Consider the following 25,359-nt stretch of genomic DNA (forward strand, 5'->3'; position numbering starts at 1 on the left):
TCGCGTGCTTGGAGGCGTAACTCGCGAGATACGCCTCCAAGCACGCGAGTTACGTGCCTGATCACGCGAGTTACGCCTTCAGGCACGGCGGGAGGCGATCATCAGCACCCGCCGCGTCATGAGGTCCTGGTTCCGCAGCGTCTGTTCGAGGCTCGCCCGGAGCCTCGAAGGATCGTCGCCCGATTCGGCCGCGAGTTCCTCCAGCCGTTCGAGCGACAGCTCGACGGTCCGTCGCTGCCGCGCCCGCCAGTCCGGTGTCTCCTCGTAGGCGAGGACGTCGAAGCCGGCGGCCTCCAGCAGCGGCCGGTGGTCGGCGACCTGGGGCGGCCGGTTCACCGGCTGCCCGTCGAAGTCCCAGGTCGTGACGAGCAGCCGCCCGCCCGGCGCGAGGATCCGCGCGAACTCCTCGCAGGCGCGCCGCTTGTCGGGCGCGAACAGCAGCGCGTCCACGCTCATCACCGCGTCGAACGACGCGTCCTCCATCCCGGTGTCCTGGAAGTCGCCGACCCGGAATTCGGTGGCCTCGACGTCCATCGCCTCCGCGCGACGCCTCGCCGACGCCAGCGCGGTCTCCGCGATGTCGATGCCGGTGAGCGTCGCGTACGTGCGCGCGGCGACCCAAAGCCCGGGGCCGCCGCGCCCGCAGCCGATGTCGGCCAGCCGCCCACCCGGCTCCAGACGCGCTTCGGCCGCGATGCGGCGCAGGTCGGTGCGGGTCACGAAGCTGTAGGTGTCCAGCTCGGCGGGGTACTCGTCGCCGTACACCTCGGCCCAGATCCGAGCGGACACCGCCGACGCGGGGGCGCCGAACGTCGTCGTGAACGTCGCCTTCCAGTCGGTCATCGCTTACGCGCCCGGAAGACGGTGGTGGTGATCGGCAGGTCGAATTCCCCCGAGGCGGTTTCCGGATTCCGGTCGAGGAATTCCCGCGCCGTGCGCAGTTTGGCTTCGCGTTCCGCCGCCGTGGCCACCAGCAGGTGCGAATGGGTCGCGAGAGTGGCCACCAGGGTTTCCGCCGTCCTGGGGTGTTTGTGGCCGAAGGTCTTCTTCTCGAACGGCTCGAAGGCCTCGTGTTCCGGCAGCGATTCGTAGTCGCTCAGCCAGCGCCTGCTCATCGACGTCTTGATCAGCGAGTTCAGCTCGGCCAGCCAGCCCGCCGATTCGTCGTCGTGGTTCCACAGCGCGGCAACGACTCCGCCCGGCTTGAGCACCCTGGCCATCTCCGGATAGGCCCGGTCGAGGTCGAACCAGTGCACGGCCTGGCCCACCAGCACGGCGTCCACGGATCCGTCCGGCAGCGGGATCTCTTCGGCGGTCCCGACGAGCGGCGTCACGCCGGGGAGTGCCTTAGTGAGCTCGGCGAGCATCTTCTCGTCCGGCTCGACGGCGGTGACCTCGACGCCGAGCGTCAGCAGTCCTTCGCTGACCTTGCCGGTCCCGGCCGCCAGGTCGAGGACCCGCCGCGGGGTCGCCGCCGCGCCGGCCAGCCCCCAGGCCAGTGCCTTTTCCGGATAGTCCGGCCGATGCGCGGCATAGTCGGCGGCCTTCGCGCCGAACGAGGCGGCGCGACGTGCGTGCAGTTCGGGTTCGATGCCGGGAGTGGATGAGTTCACGCGCTCAAGGTTAATGGAGAGAAAACCGGCCGGTCCGGACCCGGAAAAGGTAATCCGGTTGGCGTAGGGAAGCGGCGGGTTCGTACGCTGTGCGCCATGACTGAAATCCCCGCATCCGAGGGCGTGAGCCCCGACGAAGACCTGCCGGAACAGATGCGGGTGCGCCGGGACAAGCGCGACCGGATAATCGCGGAGGGTATCGATCCGTATCCGGTCGAGGTGCCCCGGACGCACTCGCTGGCCGAAGTGCGCGCGAAGCATTCCGGTCTTCCTGCCGACACCGCCACCGGCGACATCGTCGGTATCACCGGCCGGGTCATGTACATGCGCAATACCGGCAAACTGTGTTTCGCGAGTCTTCGTGAAGGCGACGGCACCGAGTTGCAGGCGATGCTCAGCCTCGCGAAGGTGGGCGAGGACGCGCTCGCGGCGTGGAAGTCCGATGTCGATCTCGGTGATCACGTATTCGTCTCCGGTGAGGTCATCACCTCCAAGCGCGGTGAGCTTTCCGTGATGGCCGACTCCTGGCGCATCACGTCGAAAGCATTGCGCCCGTTGCCCGTGGCGCACAAAGACCTGGCCGAGGAAACGCGGATCCGGCAGCGTTATGTCGATCTGATCGTGCGTCCCAAGGCGCGGGACGTGGTCCGTACCCGCGCCGGTGTGCTGCGTTCCCTGCGTGACTCGTTTCACGGCCGGGGATTCCTCGAGGTCGAGACCCCGATGCTGCAAACGCTGCACGGCGGCGCCGCGGCGCGGCCATTCGTCACGCATTCGAATGCCTTCGACCTCGATCTGTACCTGAGGATCGCGCCGGAGCTGTACCTCAAGCGTTGCGTGGTCGGCGGTATCGAGAAGGTCTTCGAGATCAACCGGAACTTCCGGAACGAGGGCAGCGACTCCTCGCACTCGCCCGAGTTCGCCATGCTCGAGTACTACGAAGCGTATGCGACCTATGACTCCAACGCGGTGATGACGCGTCAGCTCATCCAGGAGGCGGCGCAGAACGTTCTCGGCACTCAGGTGGTCACTCTCGCCGACGGTTCGGAGTACGACCTGTCCGGCGAGTGGACCACGCTCGGAATGTACGAGTCGTTGTCCGAGGCGTTGTCGGAAGAGGTCACTCCCGAGACATCGGCGGACAAGCTCCGTTCCTATGCCGAAGCGCGAGAGCTGGAGCTCGACCCAAAGTTAGGCCACGGCAAACTCGTCGAAGAACTTTGGGAACATCTCGTCGGCGATCATCTCCACGAACCCACTTTTGTCCGTGATTTTCCGGTCGAGACATCCCCGCTGACCAGGCAACATCGCAGCAAGCCGGGGGTCGCCGAGAAGTGGGATCTGTACGTGCGCGGATTCGAACTGGCCACCGGATACTCCGAGCTGGTCGATCCCGTGGTAGAGCGTCAGCGTCTGGTGGAACAGGCCCGGCTGGGTGCGCAGGGTGATAGTGAGGCCATGAACCTGGATGAGGATTTCCTCCGCGCGCTGGAGTACGGAATGCCGCCGAGCGGTGGTGTCGGAATGGGGATCGACCGGTTGCTGATGGCGCTGACCGGCCTTGGTATCCGGGAGACCATCCTGTTCCCGCTCGTCCGACCCGAATAACCCGTCCGCGTGACAGATACCTCGATCGTTCTCGTAAACAAGATTTGCGTTATGAGTCGGTAGCGGGTATTAATGTCGCTAGACAAAGTCTTCTGTCCGGGGCATGCCCCGTACCAGATCATTCGTGTAAGCCCCCAGCAGGAGGAAACAGATGGCACAGAAGGTGCTCGTCTCGCTCGTCGACGACCTCGACGGCACCGAGGCGGAAGAGACCGTCGAGTTCGGTTTGGACGGTGTCAGCTACCAGATCGACCTTTCCGCGGAAAACGCGGAAGAGCTTCGTGACGCGCTGGCCCAGTATGTGGAGCACGCCCGTCGCGCGGGTGGCCGTAAGCGCACCGCCATTCGTCCGGTCGCCGGCGTGAAGGCCGCCGCCCGTCCCGCGACCGTGGACCGCGAGCAGAACCAGGCCATTCGCGCCTGGGCCCGCAAGAACGGCTTCCAGGTTTCCGACCGCGGACGTATCCCGTCCGAGGTCGTGGAGGCGTACCACAAGAAGAACTGAGGTCTTTCAGACCAGACGGCCGCCGGGAAACTGTTCCCGGCGGCTTTCTTGTTCTTGTACACGGTTCAAGCGGGCGTACTCGGTGGGCGCCCATCCGGTCACGGAGCGGAAATCCCGGGTGAAGTGCGCTTGGTCGCTATAGCCCAGCTCGGTCGCCAGTTCCGCGTAGTCCGGCCGTTCCTCGGCCGCGATCCGTGCCGCCGCCTCGTTCAATCGGTATACCTGAATCGCCCATTTGGGGGCGGTGCCGACATGTTCGGCGAACAGGCGTTGCAGGCTTCGTTGAGACAGGCCTGTCCGGCTTGACAGCTCGGCGACCCGGGTAATGGCGGGCTCGGCCGCGATTGTTTCCACCGCTTCGATGGCCGTCGCGGCCGCAGCGGTGAGCACGGGGCGTTTCGCGAGGAGCAGTTCCTCCGCGACACGGACCATTTCGAAGTCGTCCGTCGCATTCCGTACCGATTCCGTCACTGGCCCGGCGCCGGGGAAGAGATCGGTGAGCGGAACGGAACCGCCGGAGATCATCGAGACCGGACCGCCGAGGAATGCCCGGAATGCCCCTGGGCGGAATCGCACACCGATACCGTGGTCCGTGCCCTCGACGAGGTAGCGGAAAGGCCGTTTCCCCGGCCCGAACGCGCCCGCCGCGTGGCGGAAGAACGTGACGTTCACCGCGAGATTGGGCAAAACCGCCTGTTCCTCGCCGGGGCGGCCGCGCAGATCCCAGCGCAGCACCCAGTGGTGGTCGACGTACGGGCGCAGTTCCGGCGCCGGCGGATGCCGGACGAGGCTGAACTTCGCCGCCCGCGCGTTGACGATCCCCGCCGGGATCCGGTGCCCGCTCACCGGATCAACCTAACGCTGTCGCGTTTCTTCAAGACAGCGCGCCGGTTCCCGTGAACTCATGACCGTATGTCCGAACACGCTGCCCTGATCGCCCCCGCCGCCGCGGAATTCGCCGGAATCCTGCGCGGGATCGGCGAGTCCGACCTCGCCGCCCGCACCCCGTGCGCCGAATACGACGTCCGCGCGCTGCTGAACCACCTTCTCTACTGGGGTCCCTGGCTCGAAGCCGCCGGGAGCAAGGCGGCACCGCCCGAGGTGTCCGTCGGTGAGGCCGAAGCGGGCCTCGCCGACGGCGAATGGCTCAGTGCCATCGAAAAGCAGACCGCGCGGCTCGTGGACGTCTTCGGGGCACCTGAGGCGTGGCAGGGCATGACGGCGCTCGGCAAGGCCGAGATGCCGTCGTCGATCGTCGGCGACATGGTGCTCGGCGAGTTCGTCCTCCACGGCTGGGACCTGGCGAAGGCGACCGGCCGCTCGCTCGACGTCGCACCCGAAGCGGCCGAAGCCGTCTTGGCGTCCGCCGTGGCGATGGGCGAGCAGGCCCGCGCGATGAAGGTGTACGGGGAAGAAGTGACGGTCGCCGATGACGCGACGCCGTTCGAGCGCGCTTTGGGAGTGACGGGGCGGAACCCCGGCTGGACCCGTTAGCGGCTTCGCGGACAGCCCCCGCATTCCGATTCCGCGGGAAGCAGATAGTTGAAACAGCAGGCTTCGCGGATTCGCATCCACTCGCGGCGTCCGTCGGTTCCCGATGCCAATGTCAGCTTCGACGCCGACGTGAGCGGCGGGAACCGGGCTTCGAGGACCAGCGCGGCGTCCGCGACCCCGGCTCCCTCGGCCTCCGGGGTCCCGCCCAGCCGTCCCGCCGACCACAGCGCGTTGTCGAGCGTGTCCGTGGCGGCGGCCCACAGCTGGCGTCGCCCGAGCCTCGTCAGCGGCCCGTAGACGTCGATGAACCGGCTCGCGTGCGCGACGTACCGGCCCCGCAGGACGGTGGCCAGCGCCCGCTCGTCCGGGACCACGACGGCCCTCGGGTGCGCCGAACCCGGGTCCGTCGGCAGGCAGTGGAACGTCTCACCGAGGACGGCGACCGACTCGGGGTGGGGCCGTTCGGCGCCGATCCGGAAGGCCAACGCGGACGGAGCCAGCGACGGGACGCGGCGCTCGTGATGGAGCAGCATCGCGCCGGCGATGGCCGGGACGTGCAGGTACCAGGACAGGATCCAGCTCGCCGGGGTCCGCTCGGGGATCACCGGGGCTGCCCGATACGTCTCGGCCAGCCAGTCGTGGAGGCGCTCTCGCCAGCGCACGAGACGGGCCGGTTCGCCGAGCAGGTCGCCGCAGCGGACCCAGCCCGGCTCGTCCGGCGGGACGTCCGCGCGGAGCGGGGCGTCTTCGGGCATCCTGGACAGGGAGGCCCGAAGCCCGCCCTCCGGCGACGCGAGCATGCGGGGATGCGACACACCGGCCTCCCGTCATTAGGTACGCCTAACCTTACATACCGTCCGTGACTACTCCGGACGGGTGTCCATCCAGTGGGCGGAGCCGTGTTCGCGCTCAGCGGACAACCCTCGTCCGGCGGAATCCGGACGCGTGTTCGCACGTTGGGCTTGACGTAAAGGTGCAGGGCAACCGGAAGATGAAAGAGCGCACGGCCGGAGAACGGCCGGGGCGCGAACGGGCCGCAATCAGCCGTAGTGGTACGCCAGCGCGACCGCATGGCTACTAGAGTGGTCTCACGGTGCTGAATCCATCGCGGTGAAAGCACGATGGAAACGGGCCGCCGTCGCAGCAGTCGAGGGAGTGCACATGTTTGAGAGGTTCACCGACCGCGCGAGGCGGGTGGTCGTCCTGGCCCAAGAAGAGGCCAGGATGCTCAACCACAACTACATCGGCACCGAGCACATCCTCCTGGGTCTGATCCACGAGGGTGAAGGTGTCGCCGCCAAGGCGCTGGAATCGCTGGGCATCGCGCTGGAGGGCGTCCGCCAGCAGGTCGAGGAGATCATCGGCCAGGGGCAGCAGGCCCCGAGCGGGCACATCCCCTTCACCCCGCGGGCCAAGAAGGTGCTTGAGCTGTCGCTGCGCGAAGCGCTGCAGCTCGGCCACAACTACATCGGCACCGAGCACATCCTGCTCGGGCTGATCCGCGAGGGAGAAGGCGTCGCCGCACAGGTGCTCGTCAAGCTCGGCGCGGACCTCAACCGGGTGCGTCAGCAGGTCCTGCAGCTGCTGTCGGGCTACCAGGGTGGCAAGGAGTCGACCGAGACCGGCTCCGGACGCGGTGAAGGCACCCCGTCGTCGTCGCTGGTGCTCGACCAGTTCGGCCGCAACCTGACCGTGCAGGCCCGCGAAGGCAAGCTCGACCCGGTCATCGGCCGGGGCAAAGAGATCGAGCGGGTCATGCAGGTGCTGTCGCGGCGCACCAAGAACAACCCGGTCCTCATCGGCGAGCCCGGCGTCGGCAAGACCGCCGTCGTCGAGGGGCTCGCGCAGAACATCGTCAAGGGCGAGGTCCCCGAGACGCTGAAGGACAAGCAGCTCTACACCCTCGACCTCGGCTCCCTGGTCGCCGGTTCCCGGTACCGCGGTGACTTCGAAGAGCGCCTGAAGAAGGTGCTCAAGGAGATCAAGACCCGCGGCGACATCATCCTGTTCATCGACGAGCTGCACACGCTCGTCGGCGCGGGTGCCGCCGAGGGCGCGATCGACGCCGCGTCGATCCTGAAGCCGATGCTGGCCCGTGGCGAGCTGCAGACGATCGGCGCGACCACGCTCGAGGAGTACCGCAAGTACATCGAGAAGGACGCCGCGCTGGAGCGCCGCTTCCAGCCGATCCAGGTCGGCGAGCCGTCGCTCGAGCACACGATCGAGATCCTGAAGGGTCTGCGCGACCGGTACGAGGCGCACCACCGCGTCTCGATCACCGACGGCGCGCTGGTGCAGGCGGCCACCCTCGCGGACCGCTACATCAACGACCGCTTCCTGCCGGACAAGGCGATCGACCTGATCGACGAGGCCGGCGCCCGGATGCGCATCCGCCGTATGACCGCGCCGCCGGACCTGCGCGAGTTCGACGAGAAGATCGCCGACGTGCGCAGGGACAAGGAGTCCGCGATAGACGCGCAGGACTTCGAGCGCGCCGCCCGCCTCCGTGACGAGGAGAAGACCCTCCTCGGCCAGAAGGGCGAGCGGGAGAAGCAGTGGAAGGACGGCGACCTCGACGTCGTCGCCGAGGTCGACGAGGAGCAGATCGCCGAGGTCCTCGCCAACTGGACCGGTATCCCGGTGTTCAAGCTCACCGAGGAGGAGACCACGCGTCTGCTCCGCATGGAGGACGAGCTGCACAAGCGGATCATCGGCCAGGAGGACGCGGTCAAGGCCGTCTCCCAGGCGATCCGTCGCACCCGTGCCGGCCTGAAGGACCCGAAGCGCCCCTCCGGTTCGTTCATCTTCGCCGGCCCGTCCGGTGTCGGTAAGACCGAGCTGTCCAAGGCGCTCGCGGCGTTCCTGTTCGGCGAGGACGACGCGCTCATCCAGATCGACATGGGCGAGTTCCACGACCGGTACACCGCTTCGCGGCTCTTCGGTGCCCCTCCGGGCTACGTCGGCTACGAAGAGGGCGGCCAGCTGACCGAGAAGGTGCGGCGCAAGCCGTTCTCGGTGGTGCTGTTCGACGAGATCGAGAAGGCCCACCAGGAGATCTACAACACGCTCCTGCAGGTCCTCGAAGACGGCCGTCTCACCGACGGCCAGGGTCGTACGGTCGACTTCAAGAACACCGTGCTCATCTTCACCTCGAACCTGGGTACCTCGGACATCTCCAAGTCCGTCTCGCTCGGGTTCTCGTCCGGCGGTGACAGCACCAACCGGTACGAGAAGATGAAGCAAAAGGTCAACGAGGAGATGAAGAAGCATTTCCGGCCGGAGTTCCTGAACCGGATCGACGACATCATCGTCTTCCACCAGCTGACCAAGGAACAGATCATCGAGATGGTCGATCTGATGATCGCCCGGGTCGAGACGCAGCTCAAGGCCAAGGACATGGAGCTCGAGCTCACGCCCAAGGCCAAGTCGCTGCTCGCCAAGCGCGGCTTCGACCCGGTGTTGGGCGCGCGGCCGCTGCGCCGCACGATCCAGCGCGAGATCGAGGACCAGCTGTCGGAGAAGATCCTGTTCGGCGAGGTCCAGCCCGGCCAGATCATCCTGGTCGACGTCGAAGGCTGGAACGACGAAGAGGGCGAGAAGGACGACAAGGCGCACTTCGTCTTCCGCGGCGAAGCCCGGCCCTCGTCGGTCCCGGACGCCCCGCCGGTGAGCATCGGTGCCGGCTCGACCGAAGAGAACGGTGAAGCCGAGGGCGAGTAAAGCCTCTCTGCTCCGGAAGTGCCCGTCGCGGTTCGCCGCGGCGGGCACTTTCGCGTTCCTGGCCGTCGTGTCGTCCGTCTGATCACGCGAGTTACGCCTCCAAGCACGCGAGTTCGCCGTTCAAGCACGCGAGTTCGGGTTTCCGTACGGAGGCCATGCGTGTGTGGATGGACGACACGTGTGACTGGACGGACGACACGCGTGCTTGGGGGCGCGACTCGCGTGCTTGGGGGCGTAACTCGCGTGCTTGGAGGCGGAACTCGCGTGATCGGGGGGCGTGAGACGATGCCCTCGGGTCCGGGAGGGGGTCAGGTGGACGTTCTGGCGATCGATTTCGGTACCTCCAGCACGGTGGGGGTGCTTTCGATCCACGGCAGGGGGACGCAGGTCGTCGAGATCGACGGGTCGGTGACGATGTCGTCCGCGATCTACGCCGACAAGGACGGCACGGTCTTCGTCGGCCGGGACGCCGAACGCCGGGCCCGGCTGGATCCGAGCCGGTTCGAGGCGAATCCGAAGCGGCGCATCGACGAGGGCGCTCTCCAGCTCGGTGACGTCTCGCTCCCCATCGCCGACGCCTTCGCCGCGGTCCTGCGCCGCGTCGGCGAAGAGGCCGAGCTGATCCTCCAGCGGCCGCCCGCGCAGGTGCGCATTTCGCATCCCGCGGGCTGGGGCCCGGATCGCAAGCAGATCCTCCGCGACGCCGCGCTCAAGGCCGGATTCGGCACGACGGTGCTCATTCCCGAGCCGGTCGCGGCCGCCGCGCATTACGCCTCGCTCAACAGCGGCAGGCGGCCGCCGGGCCCGATCGCGGTGTACGACCTCGGGGCGGGCACCTTCGACTGCGCCGTCGTCGGCGTGAGCGCGCAGGGGTTCGCCGTGCTCGCCGAGGACGGGTTGCCCGATCTCGGCAGTCTCGACATCGACCAGGCGCTGCTGGTGCACATCGGCCGCGAGGTCTCGCATTCCGATCCCGCGCAGTGGCAACGGATCCTGCGTCCGCAGTCGGTCAGCGACCGCCGGACGCGCCGGTCGTTGCTGCAGGATGTCCGTGACGCCAAGGAAAGCCTGTCCCGCCACCAGCAGACCGAGATCCCGATGCCGGAGCCGTTCGGCGACGTGCGGGTGACGCGGATGGAGCTCGAAGCGCTCGTCCGGCCGAGTTTCCTGCGCAGCGGCGAACTACTGGCCACCACGATCCAGCGCGCCGGGCTGTCCCCGGACCGGCTCGGCGGCGTCTACCTCGTCGGCGGGCCGAGCCGGATGCCGTTGCTGGCGAGCCTGCTGGCGAACCAGCTCAGGATCGCGCCGACCACGCAGGACCAGCCGGAGACGGCGGTCGCGTTCGGGCTGCATCACGTGCCGGCCGGTGGCGAGGACTCGCAGCTGACGGTGCCCGCGTTCGCACCGGTCTCGCCGCCGGTGCGGCCGCAACCCGTCCAGCATCAGCCTCCACCCGTGGCGAGGCGTCCGCAGCCGCCGCGCTGGACGCCGCCCCCGCCACCGCCTGGCCGGAACTGGCAGAAGCCCACGACCTACGGCGTCGTCGCGCTCGCCCTCGCGGCGATCGTGACCACGATCGTCCTGCTCAGCGGCGGCGAGGAGGAGCCGGTCGCCGGACCTGCCCCGGTGAAACCGGTGAGCTGCGATCAGCCCGGGCCGAAGGACGCGCAGGGGTTCACGGACTGTCTCCGCCGGATCGCCGCCGTCATCCCGCAGCGGGACGAGTGCCGGGACGCGCCGGACGCGGCCGCCACGGTGGGCGCGGCGTCGGCGGTCACGTGCGTGTTCAAGGACGGCAAGGGGTCGAACGCGATCAACTACTACCAGGGCATCGCGATGACCGGCCTGGAGGACGGCGTCCGCCAGCGGATGACCAAGGGCAAGCCCGCGGAGGGCACCTGGGCGGCCGACGGGCTCCGAGGGCGCTACGTGGCGGGCGTGGGCGCGCGAAGCGGCATCGTGCTCTTCGGGACCGAAGACGCGCCGTTGAGCGCGATGCTCGTTTCGACGCGCAGCGACGGCTCCGCGCGGACGACCGCGGAGATGGTCGAGTTCTTCACCGCGCAGCTCAAGCCATGATCAGTGCAGGGTGCCCGCGGGCGTCGAAAGGTCTTCGGTCACCGTGAGCGAGGTGTCCACGATGATCTCCAGTGCCTCGGCGGCGCGGTGCACGGCCAGGCTCGGCGCGGTGGTCCGCGCGGCCTGCTCCGGGGTGTACGGCACGTGCACGAAACCGCCGCGCACACCGGGAAAGTCGTTGTCCAGCAAGTGCATCAGTCCGTAGAAGACCTGATTGCACACGTACGTCCCAGCCGTGTGCGACACCGACGCAGGCAGCCCCGCGTCCTTGATCCCGGTGACACACGCCTTCACCGGCAGAGTGGTGAAGTACGCGTTGGGCCCGCCGGGGATCACCGGGACGTCGACGGGCTGAGAGCCCGCGTTGTCCGGGATGCGGGCGTCGATCAGGTTGATCGCGACCCGTTCCGGGGTGACGTCGGGGCGGCCGCCCGCCTGGCCGACGCAGATCACCAGATCCGGGCGGTACTCGTCGATCGCGTCGCGCAAGGTGACCAGCGATCGCGAGAAGACACACGGCAGTTCGACGGCCACGGTGTCGTGCCGACGGCCGGTGAGCAGGGAAACCGCCTGCCATGACGGATTCACCCGCTCACCGCCGAACGGCTCGAAACCGGTGAGGAGCACAGACGTCATGCCCTCACCCTAACGTGTGACGCGGCTCAGGCTGGTTCTCGTGAGTGGCCAGGACGGTTCTAACCGTCCTGGCCACTCACGAGTGGCGAACGTCAGGCGGCCGGCTTGAGGTCCCCCGGGTAGAGGAACTCGGGCGCCGGTTTGGTGTTGCCGTAGAACCACGCGTCGAAGAAGCCCTGAAGGTTCTTGTGCGCGACGCGTTCGGCGAACTTCTGGAACTCCGGCAGGCTCGCGTTGCCGTCGCGGTGGATGGCGGGCCACGTCTTCAGGATGCGGTCGAACGGCGCGGCGCCGATGTAGTTCTTCAGCGCGTGCAGCGCCACCGGGCCCTTGGAGTAGACGTACGTGAACTCGTTGCCGGGACCCATGTCGTACAGCTTCCCGGCCCAGAACCGGTCCGTCGCCTTCTGCACGGCGGTCAGGTAACGCGCCTTGAGGTCCTGCCCCGACTTCGCCTCGGACCACAGCCATTCCGCGTACGAAGCGAAGCATTCGTTGAGGCAGACGTCCTTCCACTTGTCGACGGCGACCGAATCACCCCACCACTGGTGGGCGTTCTCGTGCACGATCGTCGGGACGTTGCCCGCCGCGCCCGAGTAGATCGGCCTGCTCAGCGTCTCCAGCGAGAATCCGATCGGCTCGGCGAGGAAGATGCCGCCCGCCGCGTCCACCGGATAGCGCCCGAACTTCGAAGCCAGGAAGTCGATGATCTCCGGCAGCCGCGCCTCGGCCTGTTTGGTCGACGCGGGGGTGCCGGGCGCGTAGGCGTTGACGACCGGGGTGCCGTCGGACAGCTTCGTCCGCTCGAACTCCCATTTGTCGATCGCGACCGTCGTCATGTACGGCACGGCCGGGGTCTCTTCGGCCCAGACGTAGGTGGTCTTCGCCCCGTCGGCGAAGTGCCCGCGCTCGCGGCCGTTCGAGATGACGCCCCACTCCGAGGGCACGGTGACGGCGAGGTGGAAGGTCGCCTTGTCGCGCGGGGTGTCGTTGACCGGGTACCAGGTGGTCGCGGATTTCGGCTCGCCCGCGACGAACGCGCCGCCGGATTTCGCGTACTGCCAGCCGTTCTCGCCCAGCGCCGGATCCTCGATCGGCTGCGGGACGCCGTGATACGCGATTTCGGCGGTGAACCGCTCGTGGTTCCGCAGCGAACGCGCCGGGGTGATCACGAGTTCGTGGTCGCCGGTGCGGGTGAAGGCCGCCTTGCGCCCGTCGACCTTGACCGAATCGACGGTCAGCCCGTGCAGGTCGAGGTTGAACGAGCTCAGCGCCTGCGTGGTCCGCCCGGTGATCGTCTGCAGGCCGGTGAGCTGCTTGGTGGCGGGCTCGTAGCCGATTTTCAGGTTGTAGTCGGCGACGTCGTAGCCGCCGTTGCCGTCCTGCGGGTAGTAGCTGTCGCCCGCGCCGTCGGCGCCGGGTTTCCCGGTGCCGGCGAGGGCGGTCCCGCCGCCGAGGACACTCGCGGCCAGAACGGCGGCGATGACGGCCGCACTCCGGTACCTCATTCACGCTCCCAGTCGATCGGCTGTGACTTGGTCCCGAACGTAGCGCCGTGACCTCGGCCGTCCGCCCGGAAAGATCCTTCGTGCCCGGATAATCCCCACTTCCGTCGCCTGATCGGGGTCCGGAGTCCGAGAGCGCGCTCTGAGAGACACAGCCTGGTCGGGCTATCCGTTTGCGGCTTCTGGAAAGCTGGGGGTCGTGCGTGTGACGCTGCTGGGCCCGGTCGGAGCGGAGGCCGGTGACGGCACCCCGGTCGACATCGGCGGTGCCCGCCTCCGCATGCTCTTGGCCAGGCTCGCGCTGGAGCCCGGCCGCGCCGTCCCGGCGACTGCCCTCGTCGACGGTCTCTGGGGCGCGGAGCCGCCCGCCGACGCGGCGAACGCGCTGCAATCCCTGGTCTCGCGGCTGCGCAAGGTCCTGCGCGGCGAAGACGTCGCCCTCGACTCGGGGCCGGGCGGCTACCGGCTGGACGTCGCCCGCGAGGACGTCGACGTGTGCCGCTTCGAGCGGCTGGCCGCGGAGGGGCGCGCGGAGCTGACGGCGGGCCGGGACGCCGCTGCGGCCGCGATCCTCGCCGAGGCGCTCGGGCTCTGGCGTGGTCAGGCGCTGTCCGACGTCCTCGAGGCTCCTTTCGCGCAGGCACCGGCGACGCGCCTGGAGGACCTGCGGCTCGAAGCCACCGAAGACCGTTTCGAAGCGGAGATCCGGCTCGGCGGACATGACCGGGTGCTGGCGGATCTCAAGGAGGCCGCCGGGCGGCATCCGCTGCGCGAGCGGCTCGCCGGGCTGTGGATCCGGGCGTTGTGCGCGGCCGATCGCCAGTCCGACGCCCTCGCGGTCTACGAGGAGGTCCGTGCCGCGCTGGCCGACCAGCTCGGCGTCGACCCTTCGGCCGAGCTCCAGGAGATCCATCTCGCCGCGTTGCGCGGCGAACTCGGCCCGCCGCCCGCGCCCGCCGATCACCTGCCGGTCCGGCTGACCAGTTTCGTCGGCCGTGACGACGAGCTGAAACTGGTCGCCGAGCTCCTCGCCGGCGCGCGGCTGGTGACGCTCGTCGGGCCCGGTGGCGCCGGGAAGACGCGGCTGGCCACGGAGGTCGCGACACGGCATCCGGCGCACGCGCGCGGACGCGTCTGGTTCGTGCCGCTCGCCGGTGTCCGCGATCCAGGCGACCTGCCCGGCGCGGTCTTCGCGGCGCTGGAGCTGTGGGATCTCGGCCTGTCGCACGCCGGCGACCCGATGCGCCGCCCGGCGGACGCGCTGGCCAGGGTCGTGGAGACGCTCGGCGCCGGTGAATCGGTGCTGGTGCTGGACAACTGCGAGCATCTGGTCGACGCGGCGGCGGAGCTGACGAACACCCTGCTGCGGCGCGTGCCGACCTTGCGCGTCCTCGCGACGAGCCGGGAGGCGCTGGCCATCGACGGCGAGACGCTGTGCCCGCTCGGCCCGCTGGCGGTCCCGGAAGGCACGCCGACCGTTTCCCAGGCCGCCGAGGCGGGCGCGATCCGGCTGTTCGTCGACCGGGCGGTGGCCGTGCGCCCGGATTTCCGGCTCGACGAGTCCACTGTGGACGACGTCGCGCAGATCTGCCGCAGGCTGGACGGGATGCCGCTGGCGCTGGAGCTGGCCGCGGCGCGGCTGCGGTCGATGACCGTCGCGCAGATCTCGCAACGCCTCGACGACCGGTTCCGCCTGCTGACCTCCGGCAGCCGCACGGCGCTGCCGAGGCAGCGCACGCTGCGTGCCGTCGTCGAGTGGAGCTGGGACCTGCTCGACGACGCCGAACGCGTGCTCGCCAGACGGCTTTCGGTGTTCGGGGCAGGCGCCGAGGTCGAAGCGGTCGAAAGCGTCTGCGCGGACGAGGGCCTCCCCGCCGAGGACATCCTGTACGTCCTCGGCTCGCTCGTCGAGAAGTCCATTGTGGACGCGATCGCCGGGGAGCAGGGCGAGCCGCGTTACCGCATGCTGGAGACCATCCGGGCCTACGCGGCGGAACGGCTCGATGAGGCCGAAGAGCGGGAACAGCTGACGAAGGCCTATCACCGCTACTACGCCCAGCTCGCCGAGCGGCTGGAGCCGATGCTGCGGACGGCCGATCAGCTCATCGCCATCTCGCGCTACGACGCTGAGCACGGCAACATCGTGACCGCGCTCCGCCAGGCCATCGACGCCGGCGATGTCGACATGGCGACGCATCTGTTCGGCAGCACCTTCTGGTACTGGCTGATCAAGGGCGACAGCGATCGGGTCGAATCCTTCGTCGCCGAAGTGCTCGCTTTCGGTGACCGGCTGGACGAGGACTTCGCGGCCGCTTTCCAGGCGATGCGCGAGATCACCACGATGGTGCCCGGCGTCGGCGACCGCGAAGCCGTGCGGGTGCTGATCGACGAATGCGTGCGGACGGACGCGTACACCCGGTTCGCCGGGCTGGCCATCGGCCTGCCGATGCTGGCCTTCTTCAGCCAGGACAAGGAACTCGCGCACCGTGAGGTGGAGCGGGCGTTGTCGAGCCCGGATCCGTGGGCGAGGTCGGCGGGGGCGTGGGCGCAGAGTTTCATCCTCGTCGACGACGGTGACCCCGACGGCGCTGAACAGGCAAGGGACCGGGCCTACGAAGGATTTCTGGCCGTGGGCGACCGGTGGGGCACCGCGATGGCGCTGGGGATGAAGGCGAGCGACATCTCGATGTCCGGCGATCACGAAGCCGCGCTCGCGCTGTACCGCCGGGGGCTCGCCCTCGCGCTCGAACTGGGGTCGCAGGACGACCTAGTCCAGCAGCGATGGAGGCTCGCGACGGAGTACGCGCGGGCGGGCGATCTGGACACGGCGATGCGCGAGATGTTCGAGGCCGAGCGCTACGCGAGCGAAATGGGCAACGCCCAGCTGGCGGTGATGGTGCTGGTGGGCAAGGCCGATCTGCTCTGCCGCGCCGGACGCGTGGACGAGGCGCGCGAGGTCGCCATCCGATTCCGGGAGAAGATGACCTCGGTCGCGGCGCCGGGCACGTTCGGCGAGGAATTCGGCGGATACATCGACACCGAGATCGGGCTGGCCGCCGGGGATCTGGCCGCGGCCGAACGCGGGGCCGCGGCCGTCGCGAAGTCCACCGCGGAGCGCGGCGACATCGCCGACCTCGGGCGGATCGTCGAGGTCGGCGGCCTGATCCGGTTCCGGCAGGGACGACCTGAGACCGCCGTCCGGCTGCTCGGCGCGGCGAAACTCCTGCGCGGCAGACTGGACCTCGGTGAACCCGGTATCCGGCAGCTGATCGGCGATCTTCGCGAGCATTTCGGCGAGGAGCGCTACGAAGAGCTGCTCGTGCAGGACGCCGGGCTTGCCCGCACCGAGCTGCTGTCCTGGATCCTGCGGGAACTGGCTCCGTGAAGAAGGGCCCCTCGCCTGGCAGAGGCGAGGAGCCCTTCACGCGCGTTCCCCCTGACCCCCGTCAGACGCGCTTCCGGTAAGCCCACGTGGCGAGCGGGAAGAAGACCGCGAGCGCGGCCGCCATCCAGATCAGCGAGCCGGTCAGCGGACCGGCGATCGGCCCGCCGTTCATCAGCCCGCGCAGGACGTCGGACATCTGCGTCACCGGGCTGATGTCGGCCCACGCCTTCAGCCAGCCGGGCATGGTGCCGGTCGGGACGAAGACGTTGCTGCCGAAGGTCAGCGGCATCAGCACCACGAACATCAGGCCCTGCACCGCGCCCGGGCTCTTCACCAGCATCCCGACGAACACCGAGGCCCAGCAGAACGCCAGCGCGAACGCGATGACGAGCGCGATCGCCAGCGCGAACTCGGCCGGTCCGGTCTGGACGCGGTAACCCATGATCGTCGCGACGACCATCAGCACGACCAGGCACACCAGGTACCGCACGATATCGGCCAGAACGGCGCCGATCAGCGGCGCCGACCGGGCGATCGGCATCGCGCGGAACCGGTCGAACACGCCCTTGGTGACGTCGGTGTTCAGCTGGACGCCGACGGTCATGCTGGCCTGCAGGATGTTGAACACCATGATGCCGGGCACGATCATCTGGAGGTAGCCCTCGGTGCTGCCCATGATCGCGCCACCGAACAGGTAGACGAACATGACCAGGAAGATGATCGGCGCGATGGTGACGTCGGCCAGCTGCTCCGGGTTCTTGCGGATCTTCAGGATGCCGCGCCAGGCAAGGGAAAGCCCGTGCCGGGTGCTGCTCGACAGTGAGACGCGCCGTGGTGGTGCGGGCGCTGCGATGGTCGTCATACCAGGCTCCCTTCCGGAGTAGCGTCCTTTGTGGACTCGCCGGTCTTCTTGCCGGTCAGTGCGAGGAACACCTCGTCGAGGCTGGGCAGCCGCAGCGCCAGCTCGTCCGCGGTGATCCCGGCCTCGTCCAGCTTGCGGACCAAAGTGGACAGCAGGACCGGGTCGGCGACGGGCGCGGTGAGCAGCCCGGTGTCGTCGTCCCGGTTCGGCCGGACCCCGGTGAGCCCGGCCAGGATGCGCTCGACGGCGTCGAGGTCGGCGAGCGCGGACGGCCGGACCTGCAGCGTCTGGCCGCCGGTCCGCCGCTTGAGCTCGTCGGCCCGCCCGTTCGCCACGACGTGCCCGTGGTCGAACACGGTGATCGTGTCGGCCAGCTGGTCTGCCTCTTCCAGGTACTGCGTGGTGAGCAGCACCGTCGTGCCGTCCGCGACCAGCGTGCGGACCACGGCCCAGACCTCGTTGCGGGCGTGCGGGTCGAGGCCGGTGGTCGGCTCGTCCAGGTACAGCACCTTGGGACGGCCGACCAGGCTCGCGGCGAGGTCGAGCCGCCGCCGCATGCCGCCCGAGTAGGTCTTGATCGCGCGGCCGGCGGCGTCGGTCAGCTCGAACCGCTCCAGCAGCTCTGCCGCGCGCTTCTTCGCGTCCGTCCTCGAGAGTTCGAGCAGCCTGCCGATCAGGACGAGGTTCTCCGTACCGGAAAGGTCCTCGTCGACCGACGCGTACTGCCCGGTCAGCCCGATCATGCTCCGGACCGCCATCGGGTTCTTGACGACGTCGTACCCGAAGACGCTCGCGTGGCCGCGGTCCGGCCGGATCAAGGTGGCCAGGATCCGGACGGCGGTCGTCTTCCCCGCGCCGTTCGGCCCCAGCACCCCGACCACCTTGCCCGCCGGGACCTCCAGATCGACCCCGTCGAGCGCCTTCGTCTCCCCATAGTGTTTGACCAGGCCCTCGGCCCTGATCGCGTGAGTCATCGCTTTCCTCCTGTGGATCTCGCCCGCGGACAAAGGTGCACCCGATGGCTGGCAGACCACGCACAGCGCGCTGGCAGCGGCTGATAAGCGCTGGTAGACGCCGTGTGAGGAGGTTGTGAAGGTGTTGTGGAGACCGCCGCCCCGGCGCGCTCGATCGGCATACTCGACGGCATGGTGATCGAAGAACGGGCGGTCCGGCCGCCGGCGCGTCCGGGTGCCGGGCGGAAGCTGGTCAGCGGGCTGCTCATCGCGGCGGTCGTGCCGTTCGCGGTGCTGACCGGGCTGCGGCTGGTCGGCTACGACGGCAACACGTACACGATCGCGGCGCTCGCGCTCACCCCGTACGCCGGGATCGCGACGCTCGTGCTCGGTGTCCTCGCGCTGGGGCTGCGCCGCTGGTGGACCGCGGTCGTCGCGCTGGCGCTGACCTGCACGATCGCGTCGCTGGTCCTCCCGCGCGCCTTCGCGAACGAGCAGAAGGCGCTCGACGGGAAGCACGTCCGCGTCCTGGCGTCGAACATGCTCGGCGGCCGGGCGGATCCGGCCAGGATCGTCGGCTACGTGAAGGAACACCAGGTCGACGTCCTGAGCCTCACCGAGCTGACGCCCGAGGCGATCAGCGCGCTCGACCGGGCCGGGTTGTTCCAGGTGCTGCCGTATCGCGTGCTGCATCCGGCCGAGTGGGCGTCCGGCTCCGGGCTGGTGTCGAAGTACCCGCTCACGCCGCTGAAACTGAGCGGCGACTCGGACTACAAGCAGCCCAGCGCGAGTGTGGATCTCGGGGACGGCGTCCGCGTCGAGGTCGTCGCGGTCCATCCGTCGGCGCCGATGTGGGACCGGCACGAGTGGGTCGCCGAGGCCAAGGACCTGCCGTACGCCGACGCCGAGCACGATTTCCGGATCCTGGCGGGCGACTTCAACGCGAGCCTCGACCACGCGCTCTTCCGCGAGCTGCTGACCAGGGGATACGTGGACGCGGCCGATCAGCTGGGGAAGGCGCTGCAGGGGACCTGGACGAACGGGATGGTGCCGCCGGTGGCGATCGACCACGTGCTGGCGGACAAGCGGACGGCCATCGCGGACTTCAAGGTGCTGGAGACGCCGGGCAGCGATCACGACGCCGTCTACGCGGAGATCGTGCTGCCCGGGCAGTGACCCCTCGCGTCTCGTGAGTGGTAAGGATGGTTCTAACCGTCCTTACCACTCACGAGGTGAGCAGCGCGTCCAGTGCTTCGAGGGTTTCCAGGCCGTTGGTCGCGAGGGAAACGCCGCGGCCGTGCCGGATCCCGGGTTCGCGCGGGTTGATCCGCACGAGGGCGCCGGTCGCGGCGCTGGCGAGCTCCGAGTATCGCCGCACGGTCGGCACGGCCTGTCCGGCGCCGAGTTCCACCACCACGAGGTCGCGATGCGTGCGGCGCCACGCGTTCAGCTCGTCGAGCTGCGCCTGGCTGCGCTGCCCGAACCAGTCGTAGTCGCCGAACATCAGGATGTTGGGCCGGGCGAGACCACCGCAGCGCGGGCAGGACGGCAGCGGGGACGTCGCGCGCATGGTGTCTTCGTCGATCGGGACCTCGACGTCGTCCGCGGGCCAGATCTCCTTGGTGCACCCTTCGAAGCACTGCAGGTGATGGATGGATCCGTGCGCCTCGGCGACTCGCGGGTAGCCCGCCTTCTGGAACTGTCCGTCCACATTGGATGTGAAGGCCCGGGTGCCGCCCGGTTTGCGCGCTCCCCACGACAGCAGGAGCCGGAATCCGTCGTGCGGGACGGTGGCGCGGTACAGCGCGAGCCGATGCCCGTAGAAACCCCAGGCCAGCTCGGGATCCTCGGCGAAATGCCGCGGGTCGGCCAGCTCGACGAAGCTGATGCCCAGCCGCTCGTACGGTGGATACGCCTTCCAGAAACCTTCATCGCCCCGGAAATCGGGCAGGCCGGAGTCGACGCCCATCCCGGCGCCGGCGCAGACGAGCAGCGCGCCGGCGCCGTCGATCAGTTCCGCGGCTCGTTCGAGCTCACTCACCCGGCTTCGAAGCCTGGACGACCTCGAATTCCAGCAGGTTCGCACCCGTGGAGACCGGCTTCGCGCGCTCGCCCGCGTGCGCCTCGCGCGCCGGGCCGGACGCCCACGCCTGGTACGCCTCTTCGGACTCCCACTTCGTGTAGACGAAGTACCGCGTCTCGCCCGAGACCGGGCGGAGCAGCTCGAAGCCGAGGAAGCCGGGCTGATTGTCGACGGCGTGCAGCCGCGCGGCGAACCGCTTCTCCAGCTCGGGGCCTGCGCCTTCGGGGACCTCGATCGCGTTGATCTTCACGACAGCCATGCGGCCAGCCTACGACGAAATCCTTTTGCGCCGCGATGTGATGCGTGGGACCTTCCAGACGATGGCTGACACCAAGATCCTCATCTCCGGAGCGAGCGTCGCCGGACCGGCCTTGGCCTTCTGGCTCACCCGGTACGGCTTCCAGGTGACCGTCGTGGAGCGCGCGCCGTCGTTGCGCCCCGGCGGCCAGGCCGTCGACCTGCGCGGAACGGCCAAGGAGGTCGCCCGCCGGATGGGGCTCGACGAACGCATCCGCGCGGCCTGCACGGATACGAAGGGCGAGACGCTCGTCGACCGGAAGAACCGCACGAAGGCCACCATCCGCGCCGACGACTTCGACGGCGACGGCGTCGTCGCGGAGATCGAGATCCTCCGCGGCGACCTGACCGGAGTGCTCTACGAAGCGACCCGGGAGAGGACGGAGTACGTCTTCGGCGACCGGATCACCGCGCTGGACGAGCGGGCCGACGGTGTCGGCGTCACCTTCGCGAGTGGTTCGAGGGCGACGTTCGACCTGGTCATCGGGGCGGACGGGCTGCATTCGGGCGTGCGGGCGCTGGTCTTCGGCGAGGAATCCCGGTTCGTCCGGCATCTGGGTTCGTACCTGGCGTTCTTCACCGTGCCGAACCGGCTCGGCCTGCGGAACTGGGCCGTCGGCTACGACGACGTCGGCCGGTCCGCGGGGATCCGCGCCATCCGCGACGGCGACGAGGCGATGGCGTACTTCGGGTTCGCCTCGCCGAAGGTCGACTACGACCATCGCGATATCGAGGCGCAGAAGGCGCTGGTCCGCCGGTTCGCCGCCGGGATGGAATGGGAGGCGCCCTGGCTGCTGGACCGGATGGACGAGGCGCCCGACTTCTACTTCGACTCGTGCGCCCAGGTGATCATGGAATCGTGGTCGCGCGGGCGCGTCGGGCTGCTGGGCGACGCCGCCTTCTGCCCCTCGCCGCTGTCCGGGCAGGGCACGAGCCTGGCGTTCGTCGGCGCGTACGTCCTCGCCGGGGAACTCGCCGCCGGTCTCGACACCGGGCTCAAACGCTACGAAGCCGTCATGCGCGAGTTCGTCGAGAAGACGCAGGAGCTGGGGCGGGAGAACGCGGAGTCGATCTTCGCGAAGTCGCGGACGGCGCTGCGGATGCGGTACCTGGCGATGCGGGTCATGCGGCTGAAGCCGTTCGCCGCGTTGGCCTCACGGAAAATGCGGGACGTCGTGAACGGCATCGACCTGCCGGACTACCCGGGCCGCGTTTAGAGGACTGAACGCGGGAGGGTGCCACGGCGACAGGTCGCGTGGCTCCGAGTCGGCCATGTGATCGGAACGTGCCGTCCGCCGGTGTCGCGAAAGCCACTTTCGGGACATCAGACGTCGCGAACGTGGCTTTCGCGACGCGCCAATGCGGGGGTACCCGGGCCGCGTTTAGAGGACTGAACGCGGGGTCAGCCGCGCAGGGTGCCGGGAAGGAGTTCGGCGTCCGGCGGGATCGTCGTCCCGTGGAACCACGCGTCGAAGAACGGCCGCAGGTTTTGCTCCGAAAGCTTGATCGTGAACGCCTCGAAGTCCGCCCACGTCGCGTTGGCGTTCCGGTACGCCGCCGGCCATTCCTTCAGCAGCCGCGCGAACGCGCCTTCGCCGATCTTCCGCCGCAGCGCGTGGACGGCCAGGATCCCCTTGTCGTAGACGCCGCGGAATTCCTGCCCGGCCCCCATGCCGACCAGTTTCGGCTTCCAGAAATCGGTGCTGCCCCGCATGATTTCGAGGGCGGCGCGATAACGGTCGTCCAGGTTCTCGTTGTCCCGCGACTCCTGCCAAAGCCATTGCGCGTACGACGCGAGACATTCGTTGAGGCAGATGTCCGACCACGAATTCAGCGTCACCGAATCGCCGAACCACTGGTGCGCGGTTTCGTGCACCACGGTGATCAGATCGGCCCACTTCGCGTAGGTCGGCCGGGTCTGGGTCTCCAGTGAGAAGTGGATGTCCTCGTCGAGATAGATCCCGCCCGCCGCGTCCACCGGATACGGCCCGAACTTCGAGCTCAGGAAGCCGATGATCTCCGGCAGCCGCCTGCCCGTGTCGCGCCGGTCCTCGGCGCCCGGCGCGTACGCGTTGACCACCGGCGTCCCGTCCGGGAGCGCCATCCGGTCGACGGTGAACTTGTCGATCGCGACCGTGGTCAGGTAGGCGGCCACGGGGGTGCGTTCCTGCCAGGACGTCGTGGTCCAGCCGTTCGCCGCGGTCTTCTGGATCTCGCGCCCGTTCGAGATGACCGTCCAGCCGTCCGGCACGCGGGCGGTCAGGGTGAACATCGCCTTGTCGCGCGGGGTTTCGTTGACCGGATACCAGAACGACGCCGAATGCGGCTCGCCGACGATGAACGCGCCGCCGTCCTTCGACTTCTGCCAGCCGTTCTCGCTGCCGCCAGCCTTGGGCGTCGCCGACGGATCGCCGCCGTAGAGGACCTTCGTGCGGAAGCTGGTCCCATTGCGGATCGGCTCGGCGGGCGTCACCACCAGTTCGAACTCGCCTTCGCGGGCGAACTTCGCCGGTTTACCGTCCACTTCGACGGATTGGACGGTCAGGCCGCGTAAGTCCAAGTTGTACCGATTGAGGTCTTGGGTCGCTTTCGCGATCACCGTGGTGTCGCCGTCGAGACGCCCTTTCGCGGGGTCGTAAGTGATCCCGACCTGGTATTCGGTCGCGTCGTAGCCGCCGTTTCCGTCCATCGGGTAATACGGGTCGCCCGCGCCCGACGCGCCCGGCGCTGGGTTCATCGGCGGCGGAGGGGGCGTGGCCGGAGGAGGATCGGCGCTGCAGCCGATAATCAGGGCGCAGACGACCCCCAGGACCAGACCGGCGGCGGGGACACGGCTGCGCATGGAGGGGAGCTTAGTGGTGATTCAGCGCGACGGGTTGGTCACTTTCGGCGGTGACGGGCCGCCGATCGTCCTTCTGCACGGCCTGATGGGCAGGGCGACGACGTGGTGGCGGGTCGCGCGAAGGCTCGAACCGTACGGGCGTGTCCACGGCCTCGACGCGCGCGGGCACGGACGAGGGCCGCGCGGCGGGCCCTGGCGCACCGAACGGTTCGCCGACGACGTCGCCGAGGTGCTGCGGACCTTCGGCGAACCCGCGGTCCTGATCGGACATTCGATGGGCGGCCTGCACGCGTGGGTCACCGCGGCCACCCATCCCGAGCTCGTCCGCGCCGTGGTCTGCGAGGATTTCGCGCCGGATCAGCGCGGCCGGACCGTGGACACCTGGCGCGGGTACTTCGAGTCGTGGCCGGTCCCGTTCCGGTCGCTGGCCCACGTGCGCGAGTTCTTCGGCGACACCGGCGACTACTTCATCGAATGCGTCGAGGAACGCGAAGACGGCTACCACCTCATCGCGTCACTCCAGGACCTGTACGAGATCGCGGCCGAGTGGGGACGGCGTGATTTCTGGGAATTCGTCGAGCGAGTCAAATGCCCGCTGCTCGCGATCGAGGGCGAACGCACCGCGATGCCGCACGGCCAGCAGGCCGAGCTGGCCGCACGTGTGCCCGGCGGCCTCGGACGGCACATCGTCGTCCAAGGCGCCGGGCACGTGGTGCACGACGAAGCGCCGGAGACCTACCTCGGTGCCGTCGAAGCGTTCCTCTCCGACGTCATCGGTCAGCCCTTCGCCAGCTGAGCGTCGATCCAGGCGCGCAGCTTCGTTTCGCCCGGGTAGCCGATGTTCCGCGACGACGGCAGTTCCGCGGCGTTGCGGACGCCGACCAGCGTCGGGAGATAGCGGATGTTGTACCGGGTGGACAGGTCACGGCTCTGGTCGACGTCGACCTCGCCCAGCAGGAACCGGCCGCCGTACTCACCGGCGAGCCGCTCGATCACCGGCTTCATCTGACGGCACGGCGGGCACCAGGTCGCGCCGAAGTCCATGATGACCAGCTTCTCCTTCGAGATGTTCATGACTTCGGCGTAGTTGGCCGACGTCACCGTCACCACGTTCTCGGCCGTCGGCGCCGCCGAGGCCACGCCGCCGCCGAAACCGGTGACGAGGGCCAGCACACCGGCCAGCACGCAGACGAACCGTTTGCACTTGGACAAGACGATCTCCTTTCAGGACGAAGACCACGTCGGCAGATCGTTCGCGACCCAGTCTTCGATGCCTTCGCGGTACTTGCGGACGTTCGTGTACCCGAGCTCCAGCAGGCGCCGTCCGACGAATTCGCTGTTGCGGCACGGCGTGTTCGCGCAATAGACGACGATCGCGGCGGCCTTGTCCGGAAGCACCGACGGTGCCAGCCGGTCGGTGAATTCGGCGGCTCGTTCGTAAGGGAAACCCGGAATGTTGAGCGCTTCCGGCAGATGTTCCTTTTCGAAATAGGCGACCGGCATCGTGTCGACCACGACCACCGATCCGGACTCCATCCGGGAGAGCAGTTCCGTTCGGGTGATCAACGGCAGCATGGTGCCCCTTCTTTCGGCAACCGTGATTGACGATTCACATCGTCGGCCGTCTCGCGGGACACGCTCTAGTGCCGCCTCGGCATGCCGAAGGGTTATCCGGCCGCCTCGTGAGTGGTAAGGACGGTTCTAGCCGTCCTTATCACTCACGAGACTCGACCGGCGATGTCACGTGACTAGCCGGGCGACACGCGTGATCCGG

22 protein-coding genes are annotated in these 25,359 nt (G+C 68.7%); 9 read left to right on the plus strand and 13 right to left on the minus strand.

The genetic code is table 11. The features are described from left to right. Nucleotides 1–78: 78 nt before the first annotated feature. Nucleotides 79–843 carry a class I SAM-dependent methyltransferase gene (locus MJQ72_RS11975; RefSeq protein ID WP_240599262.1) on the minus strand — a complete coding sequence of 255 codons (765 nt, stop codon included), beginning with the start codon at nucleotides 841–843 and terminating at the stop codon, nucleotides 79–81. After that, a complete protein-coding gene (locus tag MJQ72_RS11980) occupies nucleotides 840–1,613 on the minus strand; it encodes a class I SAM-dependent methyltransferase (RefSeq protein WP_240599263.1) in 774 nt (257 codons plus the stop codon). The genes MJQ72_RS11975 and MJQ72_RS11980 overlap by 4 nt, the downstream gene beginning before the upstream one ends. A gap of 96 nt (nucleotides 1,614–1,709) precedes the next feature. Between MJQ72_RS11980 and lysS the strand changes: the two genes are divergently transcribed. Together lysS and MJQ72_RS11990 are read left to right on the plus strand one after the other, a co-directional pair. After that, on the plus strand, nucleotides 1,710–3,221 hold the full coding sequence (lysS, locus tag MJQ72_RS11985) for a lysine--tRNA ligase (protein ID WP_043848432.1): 1,512 nt from the start codon (nucleotides 1,710–1,712) through the stop codon (nucleotides 3,219–3,221). A gap of 151 nt (nucleotides 3,222–3,372) precedes the next feature. Next, nucleotides 3,373–3,726 carry an Lsr2 family protein gene (locus MJQ72_RS11990; RefSeq protein WP_005165380.1) on the plus strand — a complete coding sequence of 118 codons (354 nt, stop codon included), beginning with the start codon at nucleotides 3,373–3,375 and terminating at the stop codon, nucleotides 3,724–3,726. Nucleotides 3,727–3,732: 6 nt separating this feature from the next. Here MJQ72_RS11990 and MJQ72_RS11995 read toward each other — a convergent pair whose 3' ends face one another. Next, a complete protein-coding gene (locus tag MJQ72_RS11995; RefSeq protein WP_240599264.1) occupies nucleotides 3,733–4,572 on the minus strand; it encodes an AraC family transcriptional regulator in 840 nt (279 codons plus the stop codon). A 66-nt stretch (nucleotides 4,573–4,638) separates the two neighbouring features. Here MJQ72_RS11995 and MJQ72_RS12000 point away from each other — a divergent pair, with 66 nt between their 5' ends. After that, nucleotides 4,639–5,220 carry a TIGR03086 family metal-binding protein gene (locus tag MJQ72_RS12000; protein WP_240599265.1) on the plus strand — a complete coding sequence of 194 codons (582 nt, stop codon included), beginning with the start codon at nucleotides 4,639–4,641 and terminating at the stop codon, nucleotides 5,218–5,220. Here the strand turns inward: MJQ72_RS12000 and MJQ72_RS12005 are convergent. Continuing rightward, the gene (locus MJQ72_RS12005) at nucleotides 5,217–5,975 is read right to left on the minus strand and encodes a (2Fe-2S)-binding protein (protein WP_396426985.1); all 759 of its coding nucleotides are present in this window, start codon (nucleotides 5,973–5,975) and stop codon (nucleotides 5,217–5,219) included. The two genes, MJQ72_RS12000 and MJQ72_RS12005, sit on opposite strands and share 4 nt — an antisense overlap. A gap of 406 nt (nucleotides 5,976–6,381) precedes the next feature. On the opposite strand from MJQ72_RS12005, the gene MJQ72_RS12010 reads away from it, so the two are divergent. Both MJQ72_RS12010 and MJQ72_RS12015 read left to right on the plus strand, forming a co-directional pair. Continuing rightward, complete coding sequence (locus tag MJQ72_RS12010; protein WP_191256707.1) at nucleotides 6,382–8,940, plus strand: ATP-dependent Clp protease ATP-binding subunit; 2,559 nt, start codon at nucleotides 6,382–6,384, stop codon at nucleotides 8,938–8,940. Between the two features lie 312 nt (nucleotides 8,941–9,252). Beyond that, nucleotides 9,253–11,022, plus strand: a complete 1,770-nt coding sequence (locus tag MJQ72_RS12015; RefSeq protein ID WP_240599267.1) for an Hsp70 family protein — start codon at nucleotides 9,253–9,255, stop codon at nucleotides 11,020–11,022. Here MJQ72_RS12015 and pcp read toward each other — a convergent pair whose 3' ends face one another. Then, nucleotides 11,023–11,658 (minus strand): pyroglutamyl-peptidase I, encoded by a 636-nt coding sequence (gene pcp / locus MJQ72_RS12020; RefSeq protein ID WP_240599268.1) that lies wholly within the window; start codon nucleotides 11,656–11,658, stop codon nucleotides 11,023–11,025. It lies immediately after the preceding gene. 92 nt (nucleotides 11,659–11,750) lie between these two features. Next, on the minus strand, nucleotides 11,751–13,166 hold the full coding sequence (locus MJQ72_RS12025) for a M1 family metallopeptidase (protein ID WP_240599269.1): 1,416 nt from the start codon (nucleotides 13,164–13,166) through the stop codon (nucleotides 11,751–11,753). A 196-nt stretch (nucleotides 13,167–13,362) separates the two neighbouring features. Between MJQ72_RS12025 and MJQ72_RS12030 the strand changes: the two genes are divergently transcribed. Continuing rightward, complete coding sequence (locus tag MJQ72_RS12030) at nucleotides 13,363–16,548, plus strand: BTAD domain-containing putative transcriptional regulator (RefSeq protein WP_240599270.1); 3,186 nt, start codon at nucleotides 13,363–13,365, stop codon at nucleotides 16,546–16,548. 61 nt (nucleotides 16,549–16,609) lie between these two features. Here MJQ72_RS12030 and MJQ72_RS12035 read toward each other — a convergent pair whose 3' ends face one another. Continuing rightward, nucleotides 16,610–17,410: an ABC transporter permease gene (locus tag MJQ72_RS12035; RefSeq protein ID WP_240599271.1), complete on the minus strand. Its 801-nt coding sequence runs from the start codon at nucleotides 17,408–17,410 to the stop codon at nucleotides 16,610–16,612. Then, nucleotides 17,407–18,384, minus strand: coding sequence for an ATP-binding cassette domain-containing protein (locus MJQ72_RS12040; protein WP_240599272.1), 978 nt, complete (start codon nucleotides 18,382–18,384; stop codon nucleotides 17,407–17,409). Before MJQ72_RS12040 ends, MJQ72_RS12035 begins: the two co-directional genes overlap by 4 nt. Before the next feature lie 126 nt (nucleotides 18,385–18,510). Here MJQ72_RS12040 and MJQ72_RS12045 point away from each other — a divergent pair, with 126 nt between their 5' ends. Then, complete coding sequence (locus MJQ72_RS12045; RefSeq protein ID WP_240599273.1) at nucleotides 18,511–19,539, plus strand: endonuclease/exonuclease/phosphatase family protein; 1,029 nt, start codon at nucleotides 18,511–18,513, stop codon at nucleotides 19,537–19,539. A gap of 49 nt (nucleotides 19,540–19,588) precedes the next feature. Here MJQ72_RS12045 and MJQ72_RS12050 read toward each other — a convergent pair whose 3' ends face one another. Both MJQ72_RS12050 and MJQ72_RS12055 read right to left on the minus strand, forming a co-directional pair. After that, the gene (locus MJQ72_RS12050) at nucleotides 19,589–20,404 is read right to left on the minus strand and encodes a Sir2 family NAD-dependent protein deacetylase (RefSeq protein ID WP_240599274.1); all 816 of its coding nucleotides are present in this window, start codon (nucleotides 20,402–20,404) and stop codon (nucleotides 19,589–19,591) included. After that, on the minus strand, nucleotides 20,397–20,705 hold the full coding sequence (locus tag MJQ72_RS12055; protein ID WP_192743939.1) for an antibiotic biosynthesis monooxygenase: 309 nt from the start codon (nucleotides 20,703–20,705) through the stop codon (nucleotides 20,397–20,399). Before MJQ72_RS12055 ends, MJQ72_RS12050 begins: the two co-directional genes overlap by 8 nt. A 61-nt stretch (nucleotides 20,706–20,766) precedes the next feature. Here MJQ72_RS12055 and MJQ72_RS12060 point away from each other — a divergent pair, with 61 nt between their 5' ends. Further along, nucleotides 20,767–21,960, plus strand: a complete 1,194-nt coding sequence (locus tag MJQ72_RS12060) for an FAD-dependent monooxygenase (RefSeq protein WP_240599275.1) — start codon at nucleotides 20,767–20,769, stop codon at nucleotides 21,958–21,960. 185 nt (nucleotides 21,961–22,145) lie between these two features. Here the strand turns inward: MJQ72_RS12060 and MJQ72_RS12065 are convergent, their stop codons facing one another. Then, nucleotides 22,146–23,585, minus strand: coding sequence for a M1 family metallopeptidase (locus MJQ72_RS12065; protein ID WP_240599276.1), 1,440 nt, complete (start codon nucleotides 23,583–23,585; stop codon nucleotides 22,146–22,148). On the opposite strand from MJQ72_RS12065, the gene MJQ72_RS12070 reads away from it, so the two are divergent. Continuing rightward, entirely contained in the window at nucleotides 23,584–24,381 is a 798-nt protein-coding gene (locus tag MJQ72_RS12070; protein ID WP_240599277.1) for an alpha/beta fold hydrolase, read from the plus strand. The two genes, MJQ72_RS12065 and MJQ72_RS12070, sit on opposite strands and share 2 nt — an antisense overlap. Here the strand turns inward: MJQ72_RS12070 and MJQ72_RS12075 are convergent. Both MJQ72_RS12075 and MJQ72_RS12080 read right to left on the minus strand, forming a co-directional pair. Then, on the minus strand, nucleotides 24,363–24,797 hold the full coding sequence (locus MJQ72_RS12075) for a co-chaperone YbbN (RefSeq protein ID WP_240599278.1): 435 nt from the start codon (nucleotides 24,795–24,797) through the stop codon (nucleotides 24,363–24,365). The genes MJQ72_RS12070 and MJQ72_RS12075 overlap by 19 nt on opposite strands. Nucleotides 24,798–24,809: 12 nt before the next feature. Beyond that, the gene (locus MJQ72_RS12080) at nucleotides 24,810–25,160 is read right to left on the minus strand and encodes a rhodanese-like domain-containing protein (protein WP_240599279.1); all 351 of its coding nucleotides are present in this window, start codon (nucleotides 25,158–25,160) and stop codon (nucleotides 24,810–24,812) included. Nucleotides 25,161–25,359: the final 199 nt, after the last annotated feature.

Origin of the sequence: Amycolatopsis sp. EV170708-02-1, from assembly GCF_022479115.1 — a bacterium.
GTDB lineage: Bacteria > Actinomycetota > Actinomycetes > Mycobacteriales > Pseudonocardiaceae > Amycolatopsis.

Coding starts and splice junctions, on each gene's coding strand:
- MJQ72_RS11975 (WP_240599262.1), bottom strand. CDS start 843: ATGACCGACTGGAAGGCGACGTTCACGACGACGTTCGGCGCCCCCGCG.
- lysS (WP_043848432.1), top strand. CDS start 1,710: ATGACTGAAATCCCCGCATCCGAGGGCGTGAGCCCCGACGAAGACCTG.
- MJQ72_RS11990 (WP_005165380.1), top strand. CDS start 3,373: ATGGCACAGAAGGTGCTCGTCTCGCTCGTCGACGACCTCGACGGCACC.
- MJQ72_RS12000 (WP_240599265.1), top strand. CDS start 4,639: ATGTCCGAACACGCTGCCCTGATCGCCCCCGCCGCCGCGGAATTCGCC.
- MJQ72_RS12005 (WP_396426985.1), bottom strand. CDS start 5,975: ATGCCCGAAGACGCCCCGCTCCGCGCGGACGTCCCGCCGGACGAGCCG.
- MJQ72_RS12010 (WP_191256707.1), top strand. CDS start 6,382: ATGTTTGAGAGGTTCACCGACCGCGCGAGGCGGGTGGTCGTCCTGGCC.
- pcp (WP_240599268.1), bottom strand. CDS start 11,658: ATGACGTCTGTGCTCCTCACCGGTTTCGAGCCGTTCGGCGGTGAGCGG.
- MJQ72_RS12025 (WP_240599269.1), bottom strand. CDS start 13,166: ATGAGGTACCGGAGTGCGGCCGTCATCGCCGCCGTTCTGGCCGCGAGT.
- MJQ72_RS12035 (WP_240599271.1), bottom strand. CDS start 17,410: ATGACGACCATCGCAGCGCCCGCACCACCACGGCGCGTCTCACTGTCG.
- MJQ72_RS12040 (WP_240599272.1), bottom strand. CDS start 18,384: ATGACTCACGCGATCAGGGCCGAGGGCCTGGTCAAACACTATGGGGAG.
- MJQ72_RS12055 (WP_192743939.1), bottom strand. CDS start 20,705: ATGGCTGTCGTGAAGATCAACGCGATCGAGGTCCCCGAAGGCGCAGGC.
- MJQ72_RS12060 (WP_240599275.1), top strand. CDS start 20,767: ATGGCTGACACCAAGATCCTCATCTCCGGAGCGAGCGTCGCCGGACCG.
- MJQ72_RS12070 (WP_240599277.1), top strand. CDS start 23,584: ATGGAGGGGAGCTTAGTGGTGATTCAGCGCGACGGGTTGGTCACTTTC.
- MJQ72_RS12065 (WP_240599276.1), bottom strand. CDS start 23,585: ATGCGCAGCCGTGTCCCCGCCGCCGGTCTGGTCCTGGGGGTCGTCTGC.
- MJQ72_RS12080 (WP_240599279.1), bottom strand. CDS start 25,160: ATGCTGCCGTTGATCACCCGAACGGAACTGCTCTCCCGGATGGAGTCC.